Raw genomic sequence first — 20,026 nt, forward strand, 5'->3', positions numbered from 1 at the left:
TCTTAACAAACAAAAAGACCGTGGAAAATCCACGGTCTTTTGTTTTTAATAATTTATTCAGCATCTCCAAAAAGTCCCGGAGTTGCAGCACCGTTATGACCAAGTGATCCGCCGTTATCACCGGTGTTAAGGTCCGGATCAGGTGGTGAAAGAGTCATAATTTTGTTGCCTGACAAAGCATACTTCCTGATTTCTAATTCAGGTTCAGTATAAAATTTTCTCATAACTATTACCTCCTTAGAAATTCATTAAAATGCGCCTTGGTTTGTTGGAATTGTAGGTTCGGTGTACATTGTAACAAGTTTGCCATCAGCATTTCTGTATGTTACATAAGCAACCCATGCAAGACCATATTTATCAATGTCCTTACCCTTGAGAGCTGTAGTATCAAATGAAATAACATACTGATTACCGGCTGTTGCAACTGTTGACTTTGTTCTCATAACACCCTTGCCTGCATCTGCACCTGAATTCTCAAGTCTCAAGAGCTTAGCCAATCCCCTATTTTCCTCATCAGTAAAGGCTGTATCCTTAGTTTTAACAAGAATACCTCTTTCAACTAATTTGTAATTATTTTCATTTGGAACTGCAAATGTTGAAATGATAGAAATCTTTTGACCTGAAGAAATAACAAGTTGTGACTGAGTCTTAACAGAAACACCGTCCTTGTTTTGAGATGCATTGTCAATCAAACCAAACTCAACAGCTTGATCATACAAATCCTTTGTTACAGGGAGAAGAATTGTGTCTTCATGAACACGGAATGTGTAGTCTGTGCCATACATTACAACTTTGGCTTTACCCTTCAAATTAGTCTTTGCATATTCTGTAAATAGATAGTTAGTAGAATCATCGTTTGATTTAACAAGTCCATCTTCAGCATATAAATCGTTAACCTTATCAATCCATTCAGCCTTATTGTCCTGTGCAATTTCAAGCCAAGCATAAACATGAGCATATGGATAGTATACAGGATCGGTTTCATTTCCATCATAAAAATAGGTTTGTCTACCAGGTTGCTCTGTAACGATATCGTTCTTTACATATTTATTCTTTGTTTTATCAAACGTTTTGGTGCTATATTTAATAATATTTCCACCATATCCGTCATCAAAATATGCACTAGGGTCATCTGGATTTACTGCATCCTTGCTACCTTCAATAAATGAAACCTCATCATTGTATTGCATATTCAACTCGATACGATTATCTGTACTCATACCTTGGAGATAAATCACATCAACAGTATATGAAGCTTCGTTTGAGAAGTCATAATTAACTGTAATTGTTGTGTTCTTAGTTACAGTAACGGTATCGCCTGCGTTATAAGGAACACCGTTTACAACAAAGTTTTTGAATGTGTAGTAAGGAAGAACAGGAGCCATATCTGCTGTAAGCTTAATTTCCTTGTTTTCTGCTACATAGTCTGTGTCGATTGTAACTGAGTTGACACCGTTTACGTAAGCAACTCTGAAATTAGTTCCTGTTTTTGATGGTTTCTCAGCTGTGAGGGTTGTGTTACCTTTAACAACAAATTCAATTTCAGAAGAAGTCTGAAGGAACTTCTTTTTAACAGTTGTTGATGGTGAATTCATCTCATAATACCAGTCAACAGGTTCACCGGTCGATGATGTAAATTTAACAACATCACCATAGAATTTATTGTATCCATATCTTTGTTCGCCACCTTCATAACACTCTACAGCATATTCCTTCAAATCTACACCGGAAAGTGAAGCAGAAATAGCAGCATCACAATCAGCCTGAGTAGCATATGTCTTACATTGAATTATAGTCTGATTATCATTTCTATCCTTCAATGTTACATTTGAATATGCATTAAGTTTATTAAGTGCATCTTGAACTTTAGTCTGATCATAAGCATCAGGGTCAGAAAGATCAGCTTTTAATTTTGACTTTGCAGCGTTAAGAGCCTCTTCGTCGATAGACTGTGTACCTGTGCTAAGTTTTTCAAACAAAGCAGTAATTTGTTTTGCTTCATCTGCCAAACCTTGCTTAGCTGTTGCGTCATTGTCATAGGTGCTATTTCTTTCTTCTTCAGTCTTATTGTAATAAACAAGAGCATTAATAGCATTCTGAACATCAACTACTGATTGCATTGTGTACTTGTTTTGACCTTGAGCATAAATTTTAGCAATAAGGTCTGTAACAGCCTGGTCTACATCAGCAAATGACAATCTGCGAACAAGTGACTTAATAGCGTCATCAAGTGCTTTTGTAAGAGCGTCAACCTTATACTGGTCATCAGTATCTACATCGGTGATTTTTTCTGCTGAATAGATACCACCGCTTGTAACTGCCGCAGAAGCTGTATTATATGCTTCTTCAAATTTTGCCCATGAAGTAGGCTCAATTATATTGCGTTCTTCGTCATAAATCTTTTTAGCATCAGCAACTTTAGCAATTAATTCCTTGTTGCTTGCGCATTTCTTAAGACTATTTCTTGCATTGTAAAGAGCGTTATATCTCTTATCGCACTCTTTGAGGATTGCTTCATAGCTCATATCCCAATACTTAAACAAAGTATCTGAATTACTGTCAATATTACTTGTAGTTGCATTTGCAAAAGCATTTTGAAGTGCAGTCCAAGAAGCTGTTGTGTATTGCTGTTGAGTGCTTAAGAATTCATCGCTTCCACATTCTTTAACAAGTTCAAACAATGGTGCAAGGTTGATGAATGAAGTCTTTTGATTAAAAGGCATACTTTCATAGCTGTAACCTGACCAGTTAGCACTCGCATAGCTATATCTCCAGAAGTAAACAATACCAAATTGTTTGTTAGAATTATCTATTACATATGAATAAGCTGATGGTGTTGTTTTTTCAGTTAATTTAGTACAGGTTTGAGCATCTAATTTAACCTTTGTTCTGGTGTTAAATTTTGTCCAGCCATCCTTAGCATAAATACCGCCACGAGTCGGACCAGGAATACCTTCGGTTGTTCCAAGTTCTTTAACGAAGTCATGATTTATATCATTAACCAAAACTTCTTTGCCTTGACTGTCCGCATCTGTCTCAACGCCATATGCCTTACACTTTACATTTTTCTCTGTACATTTAATTGAATCAATTAAGACATCTGCATTATCATTTCTGAAAGTCAACTTACCGGCATACTTTTGAAGTTTTTGACCGCCGTCTTTATCCAATCCATAATTATTAGGATTTGGCCAGCCATAGCCCTGCTTACGACCTGAAACGGAGATTTCACCTGTTTCAAGATCAGCGGCCGGATTAAGTATGATTGAGTCAATCATTGTTTCAAAGTCGTCATGATTTTCATTTGTGTATGAACCCCAATTTGATTCAGGAAGCGTATAAGTATACTGATCGAAATTTGTTCTGAAAACGATTTGATCAGTTGTATAATTCCAATAGAACTTATATCTGCCCGGTCTTGTTGAACTTGCAAATGAAGATTTATAAGTTGTACCCTTAACTGCAATATCACCGTTTTTAATTGTGGTGAAAGCTTTTTGCAAGTTATTGAGTGCATCAATGATTGCGCCAACAATCTTGTCGTAACCATTTACTACATTCAAAACCATATTTTCGTTTGTAGCAATTAAAGAACTCTGACTGTTCTTATAAATCTCTGCATTTTGAATTGCAGAAGTAACAGAAGCAAAGTTACCCCACTGTTCAGGGTTATCATTTTGTTTCGCTTCATATAATGCATATGCATCATTTAATGAATAACCTGAACCTGTCTTACCGTCATAATTGATTTTTGCCTGTAAAATTATGTTGCTAAGTTGCTGTACATAAGCATCGACCTTTGCCTGGTTAGCTTCACCGGCAGAAATCTTCTTAGCGTCAAATTTATAGTCTGTTACAGACTGCCAAATTTCGTTCTTGATTGTATCAAGAAGAGTTTGAATTTCGTCAATTTTGATTGTACCTGTAATGAAATAATTTTGATACTTGATAAGTGCCTCGGCATTATCGATAGCGTGCTCGAGGAGGTCTGTATCAACTACAGAGTTAATAAGATTCTTTTTAAGGTTTGCCATTGCTTCTCTAAGAGCGTCAGCAAGTGCCTGTGTGTTTGAAGCATCGATAGGAGTATCGTTTCCTGCCTTTGCATTTTCATAATTATCTTGGAAGTACTTTGTAGCATTGGTGAATGCAGTCTCAAAATCTTCCCAAGCTTGTTGTTGATAATAATTATTATCGTTTCCGCCGACATGATATCTCAAAGCTGTTGTTACAGCAGAACCCAAGTCATCATAAGAGCTTGTATTTGTATCGGCTGTTGAGCTGAGTTTTCCAAGAGCTGTAATTACAGTCTTAAACTCTTTACCTACAGTTACGGCGTTTTCCATTGCAGATTTAGTTGGATCTAATTTGCTAATACCGTTGATGTAGTCAGCGCTGGCATATTTAGTTGCCTTGTCAATAGTTTCCATCATACTTGCCAAACCATTTTGCTTATGGTTCTTGACGTTTGCAAGTTCTGAAAAGTCAATGCCTTGAATTGCATCAACAAGAGACTTATAGTTGATTACAATGATTCTCTTTTTTGGAGCATCAATTCCGTCAGTAGCCTTTTCGAGTGCCTTTGTTGCTTTATAGCCGAACAAGCTTGCATCAACGGTTTCGGTAACAGTATCAGTACTGCCGCCGTACCATGCCCATTGTTGACCTACATCAAAATAGCCATTCTGAGCAGCCTTAAGTGTTTTTCCCGAAACCTGGAATGATGTTGCATATGTGATCCAAGCATTCTGATTAAATATAGTATACCAAATATATTCAGAGATGCTTTTATGAACGGTTGGGTCATTTGGATTTGTCTCTTTTGTAAGCGCAATGCTACCACTTGGATAGAATGCTTCACTGGCAGACATGCTGCGATTCTTATTATAATCAAGATTGGTTGTTTGATTAGATCCTTTCCAGTTATCTTCTGTTTGACCTGTAAAGGTTGATACGCACAAGAATGTTGGTGAATTACCTGCTCTCTTGCCTTCTGCAGGTGCGGTACCCTGTGCAGGATACACCTGATAAATATATCTTGATTTTGTGGTATAGTTTTTTGTAGCAAACATTACAGGCATTCTTGCAGGTGTAACACCATCGTAAAGAAGGATTGTGTTTGGATAATAAACATCAAGTTCCACATTTCCTTCACCTGCTGCAGGGAAATGAACTGCGACACCGCTTCTGTCCTTTTTAGCATCTTTATCTTGATTGTAGATTGTACCAACACATTTCTCTGTGTAAATAATGTTGCTGTATGAACTTGAGCCATCAGAAAACGGATTTTCATTAACGTCAAGTTCGCCATCATTAGTGACAAATTTTGGAGTTTGACCTTCATATCTGCCGGTAATCTCATCTTCCCAAGGAATCATATGAGCAGTTTTATCTGCAAGTTGCTCAGAAACTTGACAAATGTCTTCATCTGTTGGACGAGTAGAACCGTAATAATATGCATCACGATACTTGATTGCCTTTTGGTATGCTTTGTATGCGTCAAGCATATTTACATAGATATTTGATGAACTTGCCTTTGACATCTTTTTCTCGTAAAGGTCAATTTGCTCATTAAGACCCTCGATGCCGGTTTGAACATCAATAGTTTCTGAATACTTGCACACAATAGTGTTTGGTACTTTTGTTACAACATGAGTATCAGACCAGCCTCTTTTACCAATACCACTGCCACTTTTAGTTGCTGCATTTGTTTGCATAAGAACAAAAGTGATTTGTTTTCTGCCTTCATTAGCAGCCTGGTTGATGATATTTGATACATCATAAGTATAAACAGTTTCTTTTGTAATCTTTTTGAGTTCATCAGCAGAAATTTTGCCGATAGGCTCAGCAGCTAAATCAATGCCAAGAGAAGCAGCAAGTCTTTCTCTATGACCGCTTTTGTTTGTATAAAGTCCATTAACAGGGCTGTTTGCATCTGTACCAATGTGAGAACCGTTATATTCAGCAAGTTTTGTGGTTGCCTCATCATTTTTTGCCCAATACAGCGAAAGACCTTGACAGTTATCTCCAGCTTTCTTTTGAATTTTGAACTTAAAGTTAGCACCGGTGTTAATTGGGTGCCCTGCTTTAACAAGATCAACGAATTCACTTATATCGTAGCTCCAATAAAGTGCGGTGAACTTATTGTCTTCACCATTATCGTTTACAATGTTGTACTCGTTGCCGGTAATACGTTCAGCGGCATTTTCTTCACTGTTAACAATCAAACCTATAGCCTGAGCGTCAGATCTGATAGTTCTATCAACAGTGAACGCAGTAAGTTCTGCAGCCATCGCACTAAGTGGCAGTGATGTGGCAATCATCAGCACTGTCAAAAAGATTGCGAGTGACCTTTTGAATAGTCTTTTAACCATAAAAAAACCTCCCTAAGATTTCACGATACTACGCATACAGGTACAGTAATACACATAATATCATTTTAATTCTATTTAATAATATCATATATAAAATGAATAATCAAGAGAAAAATCAATTTTTTTAACAATTTGTAAACTTTTTCACAAATGCCCTGTTTTAGCGGTTTTTGGCTTGTTTTGACGGAGTTTAGGTTTGTAATTTTAAAAAAATATACAAATCGGATGTTTACATAATGTTATCAATTTATATATATTATATACATTTATATTAGTGATTTCAAGAATTTTCATAAAAATTTACCATTAAAGCCATATGCCGGCAAATGCTCGGGCAAATGTATATTAATACGTATTTTATTGTAATATTATACATATAACGCACTAAAACGAGGGCTAAATTTGTATTTTTATGCAAAATTTGTTCAAAAGGGTTGAATTTGAAAATCACGGTGATATAATAATGACAACAAGAAAAATAAAGCTTCAATTATGCGGCTAAAGGAGTTTATTATTATGAACAAAAAAGACATCAAAAAAGTAGTTCTTGCATACAGCGGAGGACTCGACACATCAATCATCATTCCGTGGCTCAAGGAGAACTACAACAACTGTGAAGTTATTGCGGTGAGCGGTGACGTCGGACAGGGCACCGAACTTGACGGACTTGAAGAAAAGGCTATTGCAACAGGTGCTTCAAAGCTATACATCCTTGATTTAAAGCAAGAATATGTTGAAAACTACATCTTCCCTTGCTTGAAAGCAGGTGCGGAATACGAAAACTATCTGCTTGGAACATCGCACGCACGTCCTTGCATTGCAAAAGCACTTGCAGAAGTTGCAAAAAAAGAGGGCGCAGACGCAATATGCCACGGTTGCACAGGCAAAGGCAACGACCAAGTTCGTTTTGAACTTACGCTAAAAGCATTTGCACCCGAAATGGAAATCATTGCGCCGTGGCGTGAATGGGACATTGTTTCGCGTGAGCAAGAGATAGAATATGCCGAGGCCCACAACATTCCTCTCAAAATCAACCGTGAAACCAACTATTCAAAGGACAAAAACGTTTGGCATCTCAGCCATGAGGGACTCGACCTTGAAAATCCGGCAAACGAACCGAAATACAACGAAGACGGATTTCTTGAGCTTGGTGTATCGCCGGAAAAAGCTCCTGACGAGCCGACATACACAACCATTCATTTTGAAAAAGGCGTGCCGACAGCCATTGACGGCAAAGATATGAGTGCGCTTGAAATCGTTGAACATCTCAACGACATTGGCGGAAAAAACGGAATCGGACTGCTTGACATTGTTGAAAACCGTCTTGTCGGAATGAAATCTCGCGGTGTGTACGAAACTCCGGGCGGCGAAATTCTCTACAAGGCACACGAAATGCTTGAAACAATCACTCTCGACAAAGAAACACAGCACTACAAAAAGCTGATTGCTCAAAAATTCGGTGAACTTGTGTACAACGGACAATGGTTCACTCCGCTACGCGAAGCACTTTCGGCTTTCGTTGACGAAACACAAAAAACCGTATGCGGCGACGTAAAAGTTAAGCTTTACAAAGGCAACGTCATCAACGCAGGCATAACATCACCATACACACTTTACGACGAAAACGTTGCTTCTTTCGGTGATGACGGCGGCGCATACAACCAAGCAGACGCGGCAGGATTCATCAATTTGTTTGGTCTTTCAATCAAAGTCAAGGCTTTGCTAGACCAAAAACGAAACAACGATTAAGGGGCAAAATCTATGGCGCAATTATGGAAAGGCAGGTTCAAAAAAGAGCTTGCAAAAGAAACCAACGATTTCAACTCATCAATCAAATTTGACTGCCGAATGTTTGAACAAGACATTAAAGGTTCGATTGCACATGCAACAATGCTTGGTGCAACGGGTATAATTGACAAAGGCGAAAGCGAGAAAATCATTGGCGGGCTGAATGACATTTTGACCGACATTAAAAGCGGAAAACTTGAAATTGACATGCAAGCCGAGGACATCCACACTTTTGTTGAGGGTGAGTTGACCGCAAGACTCGGACAGACGGGCAAGCGACTCCACACGGCTCGTTCAAGAAACGACCAAGTGGCTCTCGACATCCGATTGACGCTCCGCGACGAAATTGACGATATTATTGCAAAATTAAAAGCTCTTGTGGCTATTCTTTGCAACAAAGCAGAAGAACACAAAGACACGATTATGCCCGGATACACGCATCTGCAAAGAGCACAGCCGATTACATTTGGACATCATCTGATGGCTTACTGTGCAATGATATTGCGCGACATTGACAGGCTCAAAGATGTGAAAAAGAGAATGAATGTTTGTCCGCTCGGCTCAGGGGCTTTGGCGGGAACAACCTACCCGCTCGACAGGAATATGGTTGCCGACTTGCTCGGTTTTGATGGCATCACCCACAACTCTCTTGATGGGGTATCCGACAGAGATTTTTGCATTGAACTTGCAAGCGCATTATCAATCATTATGGTTCACCTTTCGCGATTCAGCGAAGAAATCATTATGTGGTGCAGCTGGGAATTCAAATTTGTTGAGCTTGACGACGCATTTTCAACCGGTTCATCTATTATGCCACAAAAGAAAAACCCCGACATCGCAGAACTTGTCAGGGGAAAAAGCGGGCGTGTGTTCGGTGACCTCACAACACTGCTTACTATGATGAAAGGCATTGCCCTTGCCTACAACAAAGATATGCAAGAGGACAAAGAGGCAATTTTTGATGCGGTTGACACCGTAAAAATGTGCCTAAACGCCTTTACGCCTATGATTGACACTATGACCGTTTTCAAAGAAAATATGCGAAACGCCGCAGCAAAAGGGTTTATAAATGCCACAGACTGTGCGGATTATCTTGTCGGCAAAGGTTTACCGTTCAGAGATGCTTACAAATGCACCGGTGAACTTGTTGCACTTTGCATTGACAAAGGGCTTACACTTGAAACTCTCCCGCTTGAGGAATATCAAAAGGTATGCAACCTCTTTGACAGCGAAGTTTACACGGCGATTAATCTTGAAAAATGTGTAAACGACAGAAAAGTTGTCGGCTCGCCTTGTCCCGAAAATGTAATCGCTCAAGTGAAATCAGCACGTGAAAAAATCAAATAAACAAAAAGCACGAAGCAAAATGATATTCAACTCCAAAGGTATCTGACTTTTGGGATGCATATCAAATTTACGCTCCGTGCTTTTATTATAGTTTTAAGAAAATTTTGGAATATCGAGTGTCTTTTCGCATTTGCTCACGGTTCACCCTCTTTTGTGCAAAAATGAAAAGGGCAATTCCCAATGCAAGAACCACAACTCCGCCGACAAGCCTAAACACAAGAACTTTCACCGCAATATTTGAAAGGACAGTCGCCCAAATATCAGGTGTTGCAACAATCTCGGTTTTGATTTTTGCAATCCACATAATCAGCGATGACATAACAGCTCCCACGCTTCCTGCCATAATTCCGCTTGCAAAATACAACGCACTTTTGATATTTTTTTCATATATGCAGATGAGCAAAAATGCCGACAAAGCAATGATAATCAGGCAAACCGAAAGCCGACGAACCGCACTTATGTTACGTTCAACAACAGACTTTTTCAGGAATTTGAGATTATGAATACCAACCGTATCGGAATAAATCTGTTGTGCTTCATCAGCAACAAGAGCAATACTTTGCTTGGACATCTTTATGTTATTTGCGGCGATATATTCATTAATCGTTTTTTCAAAATACGCATATCTGCTGCCGTTTTTGAGTGCCTCATCGTTTTCATCAAACACATAGCCACCTGCCTGAACAAGACTTTCACGAGTGTCAAACTTACGCTTTACGCTGTCAAAAACATCAAACGGAATATTACTTTTTGCGGATAGTGCCTTATATTTTTCGGTTAGTTGACGGTCACATTCGTCCGCCAACTTTTGTGTTGAAAATGATTTGACATAGAATTCTTTGCGACCGACGGTTAGACAATCAATGCCCGACACAACCGCAACAGTGACCGAAACAGCAATTATAACAGCCAAAAAATATGACAAAATTTTGCGATATTTTGCAAGCATTATTCAGTCACCTCCTCATAAACATAGGCGGTGTAGCCTTTTGAAAAACCGTATTCATCTGCATTTTGACCGTAAAGCACAAAGCCTTTACCAACATTACAGATATGAGTGAGCACATCGTTTTCGTTTTTTGCCGAAAACTTGCCCGCATACTTATAAGAATAGGTTTCACCGGCTATCGAAACATCGACATTTTGCCCGACAAACGGTTTGATTTTGTTATCAAGAGCAAGATAATATCCAACCCCGACATCACCGAAAAGCGAACCTTTTTTGTAGCAAACTCCGTCATCCAAAAACGAATATTCATCTCCGGACAGAACAGGAATTTCATTGTCTGCACAATCAATTTTAGCAAATACCGAAGCATCGTTTTCTCCGTCAAAATACGAAACTTCCAAGCTTTTTGGCATATCAAAAAAAGAACCGCCGAAACCGACGAACACTGTCAACAAAGCAATGGCAATTCCCGCAACAAGCGGAAACACCACTGCCTTCAAAACAATATTTTTTGCACTTTTCGGCGTTGATTTATATTCTCTGTTAACCATTACTGCATATTTCCGAGCTGATTAGCCATACTAAAGCTCTTGTTCTTCTTTGGTTTATATGCAGGTGGGTTTTTGAGCTTTTTGGTGTAGCTGTTTTTCTTTCCTGTAAGTTTATTTACCTCATGAACCGCACCCGACATATATTCGCTCATATATTTATCGGCAACAGCCATCATATCCTTGTCATTTTTCATTTCGCCAAGGATTGTAACGGCGATAATATCCTGAACGTCGTTGATTCCGTCCTCATAAACTTCATTGAGCATCTTGAAGAGCTTTTTACGTTCTGCATCGTTGCCGTTTTTGATAATCTCCAACACTTTTGGAGTGCCGTAATTGATAAAAAAGTCCTCAGGCAAGAACTCGCCGTAAGCAACGACATTCTTTTTGATTTCGTCCTTGAATTCAGGATAAAGTGTGCCGAAACGATTTGCAAGGCTGTCGACATCGTAGCTTACAAGACCGTTCTTGGCCTTGGTTCTTGAAACGGACTTCGGCATTTTAACCTTATCAAGATTAACAGGCTTATTCACCTTGAAAAGTTTTTCAATCTCGTCAATAATTTCGTTTGAAGTTGATTTTATATCTCTGTCGTCAACAACATCAAGTTCGAACAAATTGCGTGAAACTGTGTTGAATTCGCTTTGCTGACCGTCAACATTATACGCACATTCGAGTTCAAGAATGTTGGTGTCATTGTCGTGAACAAGGCGGTAAACACCTTTTTTGCCCTCAAACAAAATCGATGTTTCGTCCTCGCTTTTTTTCTTGAAACCAAGTTCCTCATTGGTGAGGGTAAGATTTTTTTCTATATCCTTATATGCTTCTATTAATTCCATATTATTTTTTCTCCTGTTTGTTATACATTTCCTCGTGCTCTTTGGCAAGTTCGCCGATAGTTTTATCGCCGTCCTCACTTCCGACATAAAGGGTTTTGTTTATTTCAATTTCCTGCTTTTGACGATGTGCCTTGCGAACATAATAATGATAAACAAAAATCATCATACTGTATCCGCCGATAAGAAGCACCGCACCAAAGCACGCCAATATTATAAAGTATACATTAAACGCTTGCCCCAAGGCTATATTCAACCCAACGTTTTCGGTCAAATACATATTAGGTGCAAATTGAAGCGCAAAATTCAAAATACAAACCAAGACAAGCGACAGCCCTGCACTAATCATAGATGAAGCATAATGGCTAAACATCTTTGTTCTGCCGTCGTTGAGCATAAACACCTTGACCGCACACGCCGCAATAAGCGCAAAAATCGCAACAACAATCATAACCGCAACTCTGCCGAGTCTGCCGACAAATGTTGAAAACTCTACGTTGTTGTCAATTCCCATTGCTTCGTTAAACGCCTTTGAGGCAAGCGGAACAGCCTCCTCAAGAGCCTTTTCGTCAAGTTCAAATCCATTGAAGCGATAGAACTCCTTTATGCCGTCACGATAGCAAACGGCGATGTTGGAGCTTTCTGAATAATCGTAATTTCCGCCACTGAACGCAGACTTGACTATTTCCTTTTGCAAAGCCTTTATTTTATTTTTACCGACTGCATATTCAAACGCTTTTGGCTCAATCCCTGTTTTTTCGGCTATTTCATCGGTTTTCTCATAAAGCGAGGTTTGAATAGCCTGTGTTATGTCATCTCCTCCGAGAAATTTTCCGTAAAAATCGGAATTGCCTATTGTCGGCGAAGCAACTGCAAGGACAAAGAATAAAAACAAAAACAATGCAAGCAGTACATCAAAAAATGTAGTTTTAATCTTGTACAATGTGTGCATATTCATTTTCATCAAACTCCGTTGTTTGTGTAGGTGCGGTTGTTGTCAAACTGTCGTGATGATTTCCGCTTGGGAAAAATTCCACATTAGGACTTGCAAGAACAGCACAAACCGCAACCACTATTATTGCAAATATAATCGGAATGAGTATACCTTTGGTTTTCAAATTACGCTTTAACGATTTTTCTGCATCATTAACAATATCGTTTTTATTCTCGTTTTTCAGCACAATCACTCCTTAAAAACAGCTTGTTGCAGGACACATTCCCACTAATTAATGCATTATAGCACATATATTATAATTTGTCACTATAAAATTTAAATTTTAAAAGTAATTTTAAAGTAATATTGAAATCTAAACAAAAATATGCTAAACTATATAGAATATTGTTTACAGATAAAGAATCAGGTGAAAATAAATGAACAAATTGACTCTCGGTGTACTTTTTGGCGGAGCGTCGTCGGAGCACGACATCAGCTGCATCAGCGCCAAAAGCATACTTGAAAATATAGACAAAGAAAAATACAACATTGTTATGCTCGGAATCACAAAGCAGGGCGAGTGGTTTTTGTTTGATGACGATGTGGCTATGCTCCCGAACGACGAATGGCTGAAGTCAAAGTCGCTCAAAAAAGCATACATCACTCCCGACAGCAAAATTCACGGCATTGTGACGGAAGACGCAAAGCAAATCAGACTTGATGTGGTGTTCCCTGTTCTTCACGGCAAAAACGGCGAGGACGGCACGGTTCAAGGTCTTTTGCAACTTGCACAAATTCCTTTTGTAGGTTGTGATGCAACTTCTTCGGGCAGTTGTATGGACAAGGCGGTTACAAACGCCGTTGCGGATGCATTCGGCATTGAGCAGGCAAAATGGTGCGCCTTCACCGAATACGAATACGGCAAGGACAGCAGAAAATGCCTTGACCTTGCAATCAACAAATTGGGCTTCCCTATTTTTGTTAAGCCTGCAAACGCAGGTTCATCGGTCGGCATAACAAAGGCTCACAACGATGAAGAACTCATTGTCGGCATTGAAAAGGCATTCAAAGAGGACAAAAAAGTTGTTCTTGAAGAATTCATAGAGGGACAAGAGGTTGAAGTTGCCGTTCTCGGTAACGAAGAGCCTGTTGCCGCCGAGGTCGGACAAATTGTTGCAGCTGCGGAATTCTATGATTTTGACGCAAAATACAACAATCCTGCGTCCGAGCTTCATATTCCTGCACTTTTGAGTGAAGAAAAAAGAAACGAAGTCAGACAGGAAGCACTCCGAGCATACAAGGCTCTCAGTTGTGAGGGTATGAGCAGATGCGATTTCTTTGTTACAAAAGATGACCAAAGAGTGCTTTTGAACGAAATCAACACTATTCCGGGTCAAACCTCAATCAGTATGTATCCAAAACTTTTTGAGGCTGTCGGAGTGGGATATACAGAGCTTATCGACAAACTCATTGACCTTGCAATTAAGCGTGGAGGCATTATTTAAAATATGGCTAAAGCATTGATTACCATCATCGGTCATCAAAAATTTGACGATGACAAGGATCAGGTGGAAATGAAAACAGTCGGCACTTTTGAGCACGACGATGACAACTACATAATCAGATACAACGAGGAGCTTGAAAACAGCACCGCTCCGCTTCGTGCAAAACTCAACATTGCAAAGGACGAAAGCAAGGTTGAAATGATAAAATCAGGCGCATATTCTTCCTGCCTTATCATAGAAAAATCAAAGCGTCACCTATGCAATTACGGCACAGAATACGGTGATATGCTGATGGGTATTTTCGGCAGAGAGATTGAAACAGAATTTAACGAAACCGAGGGAACTTTCAAATTCAGCTACGATATTGACATAAACGGTGCAATATCCTCGCAAAATGATGTAATAATAAAATTCAGACTATGTGAATAATCGGGAGAACAGATATGTCAAAAATGGTAAAAGAAGTAGAAAACAAACTCAATGAGGCAATAGCCCTTGCAGTTGAAAAAGCAACTCAAAACAGTGATTTGCCTGAGGCAGAAATGCCAAAATTCATCATTGAAAAGCCTGCCGACAAGAAAAACGGCGACTTTTCATCAAACATTGCAATGGCGGGTGCAAGAGCATATCACCAAGCACCTCGTATGATTGCGGAAGCAATAGTAAAAAATTTCAGCCTTGACGGCGGATATATCGACAGATGCGAAATCGCAGGTCCGGGCTTCATCAATTTTTATCTTTCGGACAAGTATTACAGCGATGTGCTCAAGGACATAGTTTCCAGCGGCGACAACTACGGTCGTTCAGACTATGGCGAGGGCAAAAAAATGCTTGTTGAATTTGTTTCGGCAAACCCGACAGGACCTATGCACATCGGCAACGCTCGCGGCGGTGCAATCGGCGACTGTCTTGCAAGCGTGCTTGACGCTGCCGGATATGATGTTCAAAGAGAATTCTACATCAACGATGCAGGCAATCAAATTGAAAAATTTGCAACTTCACTTGAAGTCAGATATTTGCAGGAATGCGGCAAGGATGTTGAACTTCCTGAGGACGCATACCACGGCGAGGACATCACCGTTCACGCAAAAAACTTCTATAGCGAAGTCGGCGACAAATACGCAGAATGTGACTCACAGGAACGCAGAGATGCACTTGTTGCATATGCACTTCCAAAGAACATTGCAGGTCTTGAAGCAGACCTCGGCAAATACAGAATTAAATATGACAAGTGGTTCAGAGAATCAACTCTCCACAATGACGGTTCGGTTCAAAAAATCATTGAAGCACTCAAGGAAAAAGGTGTTACCTACGAACAAGACGGCGCACTTTGGTTCAAGGCAAGCGAATTCGGCAACGACAAAGACATCGTGCTCATTCGTGCAAACGGTATTCCTACCTACATTGTGCCGGACATTGCTTACCACTACAATAAGCTCGTAACAAGAGGCTACGACAAGGCTATTGATGTTCTTGGTGCAGACCACCACGGTTATATTCCAAGAATGAAAGCGGCGCTCACCGCTCTCGGTCTTGATGCAGACAGACTCGACATTGTTATTATGCAGATGGTCAGACTTGTCAGAAACGGCGAAACAATCAAACTTTCAAAGCGTTCGGGCAAGGCAATCACACTCAACACACTTCTTGAAGAAGTACCTATTGACGCAGCAAGATTTTTCTTCAATCTTCGTGAGCCAAACTCTCACTTTGACTTTGACCTTGAATTGGCAGCAAAACAAAGCAGCGAAAATCCTGTTTATTATGTTCAGTATGCTCACGCAAGAATTTGTTCAATCATCAAAAAAGCCGCAGACGAGGGAATCGAGGTTACCACACCGTCAGAAGAAGCTCTCAACAGACTCAATTCAAGCGAAGAGCGTGACCTTATTTCTCACCTTGCTTCACTCACAGACGAAATCATCGGTGCGGCAAAGAGCTACGACCCTGCAAGAATCACTCACTATGTGATTGAACTTGCAACACTTTTCCACAAGTTCTACAATGCTCACAGAGTTGTCAGCGATGACAAAGAACTTACAGAGGCAAGACTTTTCCTCTGCACAGCAGTTAAAAACACAATCAAGAACATCCTCGTTATGCTAAAGGTTGATGTTCCTGAATCAATGTAATAACGTAATCAATACAGAAAAGAGATTTTTATGAAGTTCAAAGCAAGCACATTACACAAAATCGGCAGACCGCTTGTGAATTATGTTTACAAAAACCCAAAAAAGAATATTCCAAAGGTGCTTAAAATCGGCAAGGCAGTAACGGGCAACCTGTTCCCTGAAGCTACATGGACTGCTCCGCTTGATGTTATCACCAATCCGCAAAACACGTGGAACGATTATGTTTATCGCATTATTGAAGAAACCGACAAGGAGCTTCTCACAAATGTGCTCCTTACCTTTGCGATTGATGCAGGATATATTGGAACTTCAACCCTGCGTGAAAACAGAGATAAACTCAAATGCAACATTCCTTGGATTATTCTTATGGACCCGACCTCTGCCTGCAACCTTAAATGCAAGGGCTGTTGGGCGGCTGAATACGGTCATCACTCAAACCTTACACTTGACGAAATGAGAAGAATTGTTACCGAAGCAAAGGCGCTCGGCACACACTTCTTTATGTTTACGGGCGGTGAACCGCTTGTTCGCAAAAAAGATATTCTCACCGTCACAAAGGAAAATCCGGATTGCATCTTCCTTGCATTCACAAACGGCACATTGGTTGATGATGAATTCTGCGAAGAATTGAAGAAATCGGGCAACTTTGCGCTTGCGCTTTCTATCGAGGGCACGGAAGAAACGACCGATTTCAGACGAGGCGAGGGCGTTTACAAAAAAGTTGTTGACGCAATGGCGCTCCTCAAAAAGCACAAGTGTATTTTCGGCACATCGATTTGCTACACAAGCAAAAACTACCAAGCCGTAACATCCGACAAGTTCTATGATATGGAAATTGAAGCAGGTGCAAAATTTGCGCTCTACTTCCACTATATGCCAATCGGCTCGGATGCCGACACATCATTGCTTCTCACACCTGAACAGAGAGAGCATGTGTACAGAACAATCCGCAAAAAGAGAAGAACAAGAAACGGCAAGCCGATATTTGTTATGGACTTCCAAAACGACGGCGAGTTCGTCGGCGGTTGCATCGCAGGTGGCAGAAACTACTTCCACATCAACAGCGAGGGTGACGCAGAGCCTTGCGTATTCATCCATTACAGCGACAGCAACATAAGGGAAAAAAGTATTCTCGAATGTTTGCGTTCTCCTCTTTTCAAGCAGTATTACAAGGGACAGCCGTTCAACGACAATATGCTCCGCCCTTGCCCGATGCTTGAAAATCCGCAGGCGTTAAGACATATTATTGATGTAACGGGCGCAAAATCAACAAACCTCACCTGCCCTGAATCGGCAGATGAACTTTGCTCAAAGTGTGACCTTTACGCAAAAGAATGGGCACCGATGGCAAAGCAGATTTGGGAAGAACAAGAACGCTTCCATCCGTTCACTCAATACTACCGTGACACCGACGAAGCCAAAAACGAGCAATAAAACAAATAAGACGCTGAATCAATCAGCGTCTTTAATTATATCTTTATACTGAAGTCGGATGACCTTTTCCAAATTCTTTGGTGAAGTGCAGACCTGACAGCCCACTCTGCCGCCCGAGAAAAAGATTTTTTCTGCTTCTTGAGCGTTTATGTGGATAGTTGTCTTAAACTGCTTTTTCATCCCGATAGGCGAGCATCCGCCGTGGATATAACCTGTGAGTGGGAGCAATTCCTTTTGCGGAAGCATCTCGATGCTTTTTTCGCCGACTGCCTTTGCAGCTTTTTTCAAATCAAGTTCGTGTTCGGCAGGCACCATAAAAACATAATGTTCCTTTGACTTGCCGACCGTCACCAAGGTTTTGTATAAAAACTGCGGGTCGGTGCCGAGTTTATTTGCCACTTCAACCGCATTTGTGGTCATATTGTCATATGCGTAGTGCGTGTATTCAAGTTTCTTTTGGTCAAGCACACGCATAACATTTGTTTTGTCCTTTTGCATAATATCACCTCTAAAAAATAATAGCACAAACCATCCTCAACATCAACAAAAAAATGCAGGCTGTCGATAAAGCTCCTGAAACACGCCAAAAGATAACTACATCTGCCTCCACTTGAGGCAAGGGGAGGTGGCAACACGAAGTGTTGACGGTGGGGTTTTAAAAATGCTGTAAGTATCGAACTTACAGCATTTTTATCATTATTAAATTTAGAAGCTGAACAAGCCGATTGCCTGTGCAAAGAGAACAAGCAAAAGTGCCGGAGCAACAAACTTGATTGTTGCATTGTAGATGAACTTACGGTTGAACTTTTCGCCGTTCTTTGTAACTTCATCAATAACAGTCTTTGGCTTTGCAACCCAACCGATAAGAATGCATGTGAAGAATGCAACAATAGGCATAAAGATGTTGTTGCTGACATAGTCCATAACATCAAGAATTTGACCAACCGTGCCGTTTGGAAGTGTGAGTTCAAAGTAGAGCTTGTTGTAACCGAGGCAAACGATTGTACCTGCAATCAATGAATAAACCAAAACAACAGCGCCTGCTGTGTTACGCTTCCAATGGAATCTGTCCATAAGAGAAGCAACGATAGCCTCCATAATCGAAACAGATGATGTGATAGCGGCAAAGAGAACCATAACGAAGAACACAACGCCGACAACAATACCGATTTTGCCCATTGCGGCAAATACCTTCGGAAGTGAGATAAACATCAAACCCGGACCTGCTGTCATACCGTCCTTGCCCATAAATACGAATACTGACGGAACAATCATAAGACCTGCGAGAAGTGCAACGATTGTGTCGAAAATTTCGATTTGGTTAACAGACTTCATAAGGTTTGTGTCGTCATCAACATAAGAACCGTAAGCAATCATAATACCCATAGCTACGCTGATTGAGTAGAAAAGCTGACCGAGGGCGTCAAAAATAGTTGTAAATGTTGACTTCAAAGTGAGCGCCTTGAAATCAGGAACAAGATAAATCTTGAGACCCTGCAAACCTGTACGGGTTACGCCGTCTGCATCTGTGTACTTAAGTGTAAGGGCGAAAACGCCGATGCAACAAATGAGGATGAAAAGTATCGGCATAAGAATTCTGCTTGTCTTTTCAATACCCTTGTTTACGCCGCCAAAAACGATTGCTGCGGTCGCAATAACATATACAGCCATCAAAATAATCGGAAGCCACAGACTCGTGATGTGGTCTGTAAAGTAGTTATCCGCTGCGGCTGCTACGCCCTCGCCTGTTGCAAAGCTGATAAAATACTTGAGTACCCATCCGCCGATTGCACAATAATATGGCAAAATAATGATTGGCACAAGAGTAGCAATTGTACCGAGCGGTCTGAATTTTTTGTTGATTTGTGCATAAGCGGTAAGCGGTGACTGCTTTGTCTTTCTGCCGATTGCAATCTCGGTAACAAGAAGAGTAAAGCCGAATGTGAGCGCCAAAATGATATAGCAAAAGATGAAAAATCCTCCGTTATCTTTGGCTGCCAAATAAGGGAAACGCCAAATGTTTCCAAGACCTACGGCACTGCCTGCTGCCGCAAGAACGAAGCCGATTGAGCCTTTAAAGCTGCTTCTTTTCTTTTCCATTTTTGTAAACCTCTCTAATATATTAATGTGAGTTTTCATTATACCACAAAAAGATATAAAATACAACAAAATTATT

15 protein-coding genes are annotated in these 20,026 nt (G+C 40.3%); 6 read left to right on the top strand and 9 right to left on the bottom strand.

All coding sequences use genetic code 11. From position 1 onward, the window contains the following. Window positions 1–53: 53 nt before the first annotated feature. A complete protein-coding gene (locus tag Q0E03_RS01510; RefSeq protein WP_297128592.1) occupies window positions 54–224 on the bottom strand; it encodes a hypothetical protein in 171 nt (56 codons plus the stop codon). A 24-nt stretch (window positions 225–248) separates the two neighbouring features. Continuing rightward, window positions 249–6,374 carry a hypothetical protein gene (locus Q0E03_RS01515; protein WP_297128594.1) on the bottom strand — a complete coding sequence of 2,042 codons (6,126 nt, stop codon included), beginning with the start codon at window positions 6,372–6,374 and terminating at the stop codon, window positions 249–251. A 516-nt stretch (window positions 6,375–6,890) separates the two neighbouring features. Between Q0E03_RS01515 and Q0E03_RS01520 the strand changes: the two genes are divergently transcribed. Together Q0E03_RS01520 and argH are read left to right on the top strand one after the other, a co-directional pair. After that, entirely contained in the window at window positions 6,891–8,123 is a 1,233-nt protein-coding gene (locus tag Q0E03_RS01520; RefSeq protein ID WP_297128596.1) for an argininosuccinate synthase, read from the top strand. Between the two features lie 12 nt (window positions 8,124–8,135). After that, window positions 8,136–9,509 (top strand): argininosuccinate lyase, encoded by a 1,374-nt coding sequence (gene argH, locus Q0E03_RS01525; RefSeq protein ID WP_297128599.1) that lies wholly within the window; start codon window positions 8,136–8,138, stop codon window positions 9,507–9,509. 85 nt (window positions 9,510–9,594) lie between these two features. On the opposite strand, the gene Q0E03_RS01530 is transcribed toward argH, so the two are convergent. From Q0E03_RS01530 to Q0E03_RS01550, 5 genes are read right to left on the bottom strand one after another with little or no spacing between them, the layout of a single operon-like run. Further along, window positions 9,595–10,458, bottom strand: a complete 864-nt coding sequence (locus tag Q0E03_RS01530) for a hypothetical protein (protein WP_297128602.1) — start codon at window positions 10,456–10,458, stop codon at window positions 9,595–9,597. After that, entirely contained in the window at window positions 10,458–11,009 is a 552-nt protein-coding gene (locus Q0E03_RS01535; protein WP_297128605.1) for a hypothetical protein, read from the bottom strand. Before Q0E03_RS01535 ends, Q0E03_RS01530 begins: the two co-directional genes overlap by 1 nt. Further along, a complete protein-coding gene (locus Q0E03_RS01540; protein WP_297128607.1) occupies window positions 11,009–11,848 on the bottom strand; it encodes a hypothetical protein in 840 nt (279 codons plus the stop codon). The genes Q0E03_RS01535 and Q0E03_RS01540 overlap by 1 nt, the downstream gene beginning before the upstream one ends. A 1-nt stretch (window position 11,849) precedes the next feature. Then, window positions 11,850–12,803 (bottom strand): hypothetical protein, encoded by a 954-nt coding sequence (locus Q0E03_RS01545; protein WP_297128609.1) that lies wholly within the window; start codon window positions 12,801–12,803, stop codon window positions 11,850–11,852. Then, entirely contained in the window at window positions 12,775–13,026 is a 252-nt protein-coding gene (locus Q0E03_RS01550; RefSeq protein ID WP_297128612.1) for a hypothetical protein, read from the bottom strand. The genes Q0E03_RS01545 and Q0E03_RS01550 overlap by 29 nt, the downstream gene beginning before the upstream one ends. A gap of 190 nt (window positions 13,027–13,216) precedes the next feature. Between Q0E03_RS01550 and Q0E03_RS01555 the strand changes: the two genes are divergently transcribed. Genes Q0E03_RS01555 through Q0E03_RS01570 form a run of 4 tightly spaced genes read left to right on the top strand, consistent with a single transcriptional unit; the run spans window position 13,217 to window position 17,850 of the window. Continuing rightward, entirely contained in the window at window positions 13,217–14,284 is a 1,068-nt protein-coding gene (locus tag Q0E03_RS01555; RefSeq protein ID WP_297128614.1) for a D-alanine--D-alanine ligase family protein, read from the top strand. Window positions 14,285–14,287: 3 nt separating this feature from the next. Further along, complete coding sequence (locus Q0E03_RS01560) at window positions 14,288–14,713, top strand: DUF1934 domain-containing protein (RefSeq protein WP_288313312.1); 426 nt, start codon at window positions 14,288–14,290, stop codon at window positions 14,711–14,713. A 14-nt stretch (window positions 14,714–14,727) separates the two neighbouring features. After that, window positions 14,728–16,416 (top strand): arginine--tRNA ligase, encoded by a 1,689-nt coding sequence (argS, locus tag Q0E03_RS01565; protein WP_297128618.1) that lies wholly within the window; start codon window positions 14,728–14,730, stop codon window positions 16,414–16,416. A gap of 30 nt (window positions 16,417–16,446) precedes the next feature. Next, window positions 16,447–17,850, top strand: coding sequence for a radical SAM protein (locus Q0E03_RS01570; protein WP_297128621.1), 1,404 nt, complete (start codon window positions 16,447–16,449; stop codon window positions 17,848–17,850). A gap of 18 nt (window positions 17,851–17,868) precedes the next feature. Here Q0E03_RS01570 and ybaK read toward each other — a convergent pair whose 3' ends face one another. Together ybaK and Q0E03_RS01580 are read right to left on the bottom strand one after the other, a co-directional pair. Further along, window positions 17,869–18,348, bottom strand: coding sequence for a Cys-tRNA(Pro) deacylase (gene ybaK / locus Q0E03_RS01575; RefSeq protein ID WP_297128625.1), 480 nt, complete (start codon window positions 18,346–18,348; stop codon window positions 17,869–17,871). Window positions 18,349–18,555: 207 nt separating this feature from the next. Beyond that, window positions 18,556–19,950: a sodium-dependent transporter gene (locus Q0E03_RS01580; RefSeq protein ID WP_297128628.1), complete on the bottom strand. Its 1,395-nt coding sequence runs from the start codon at window positions 19,948–19,950 to the stop codon at window positions 18,556–18,558. Window positions 19,951–20,026 lie beyond the last annotated feature (76 nt).

Source organism: uncultured Eubacterium sp., assembly GCF_934525195.1.
Classification (GTDB): Bacteria; Bacillota; Clostridia; order Oscillospirales; family Acutalibacteraceae; genus Eubacterium_R.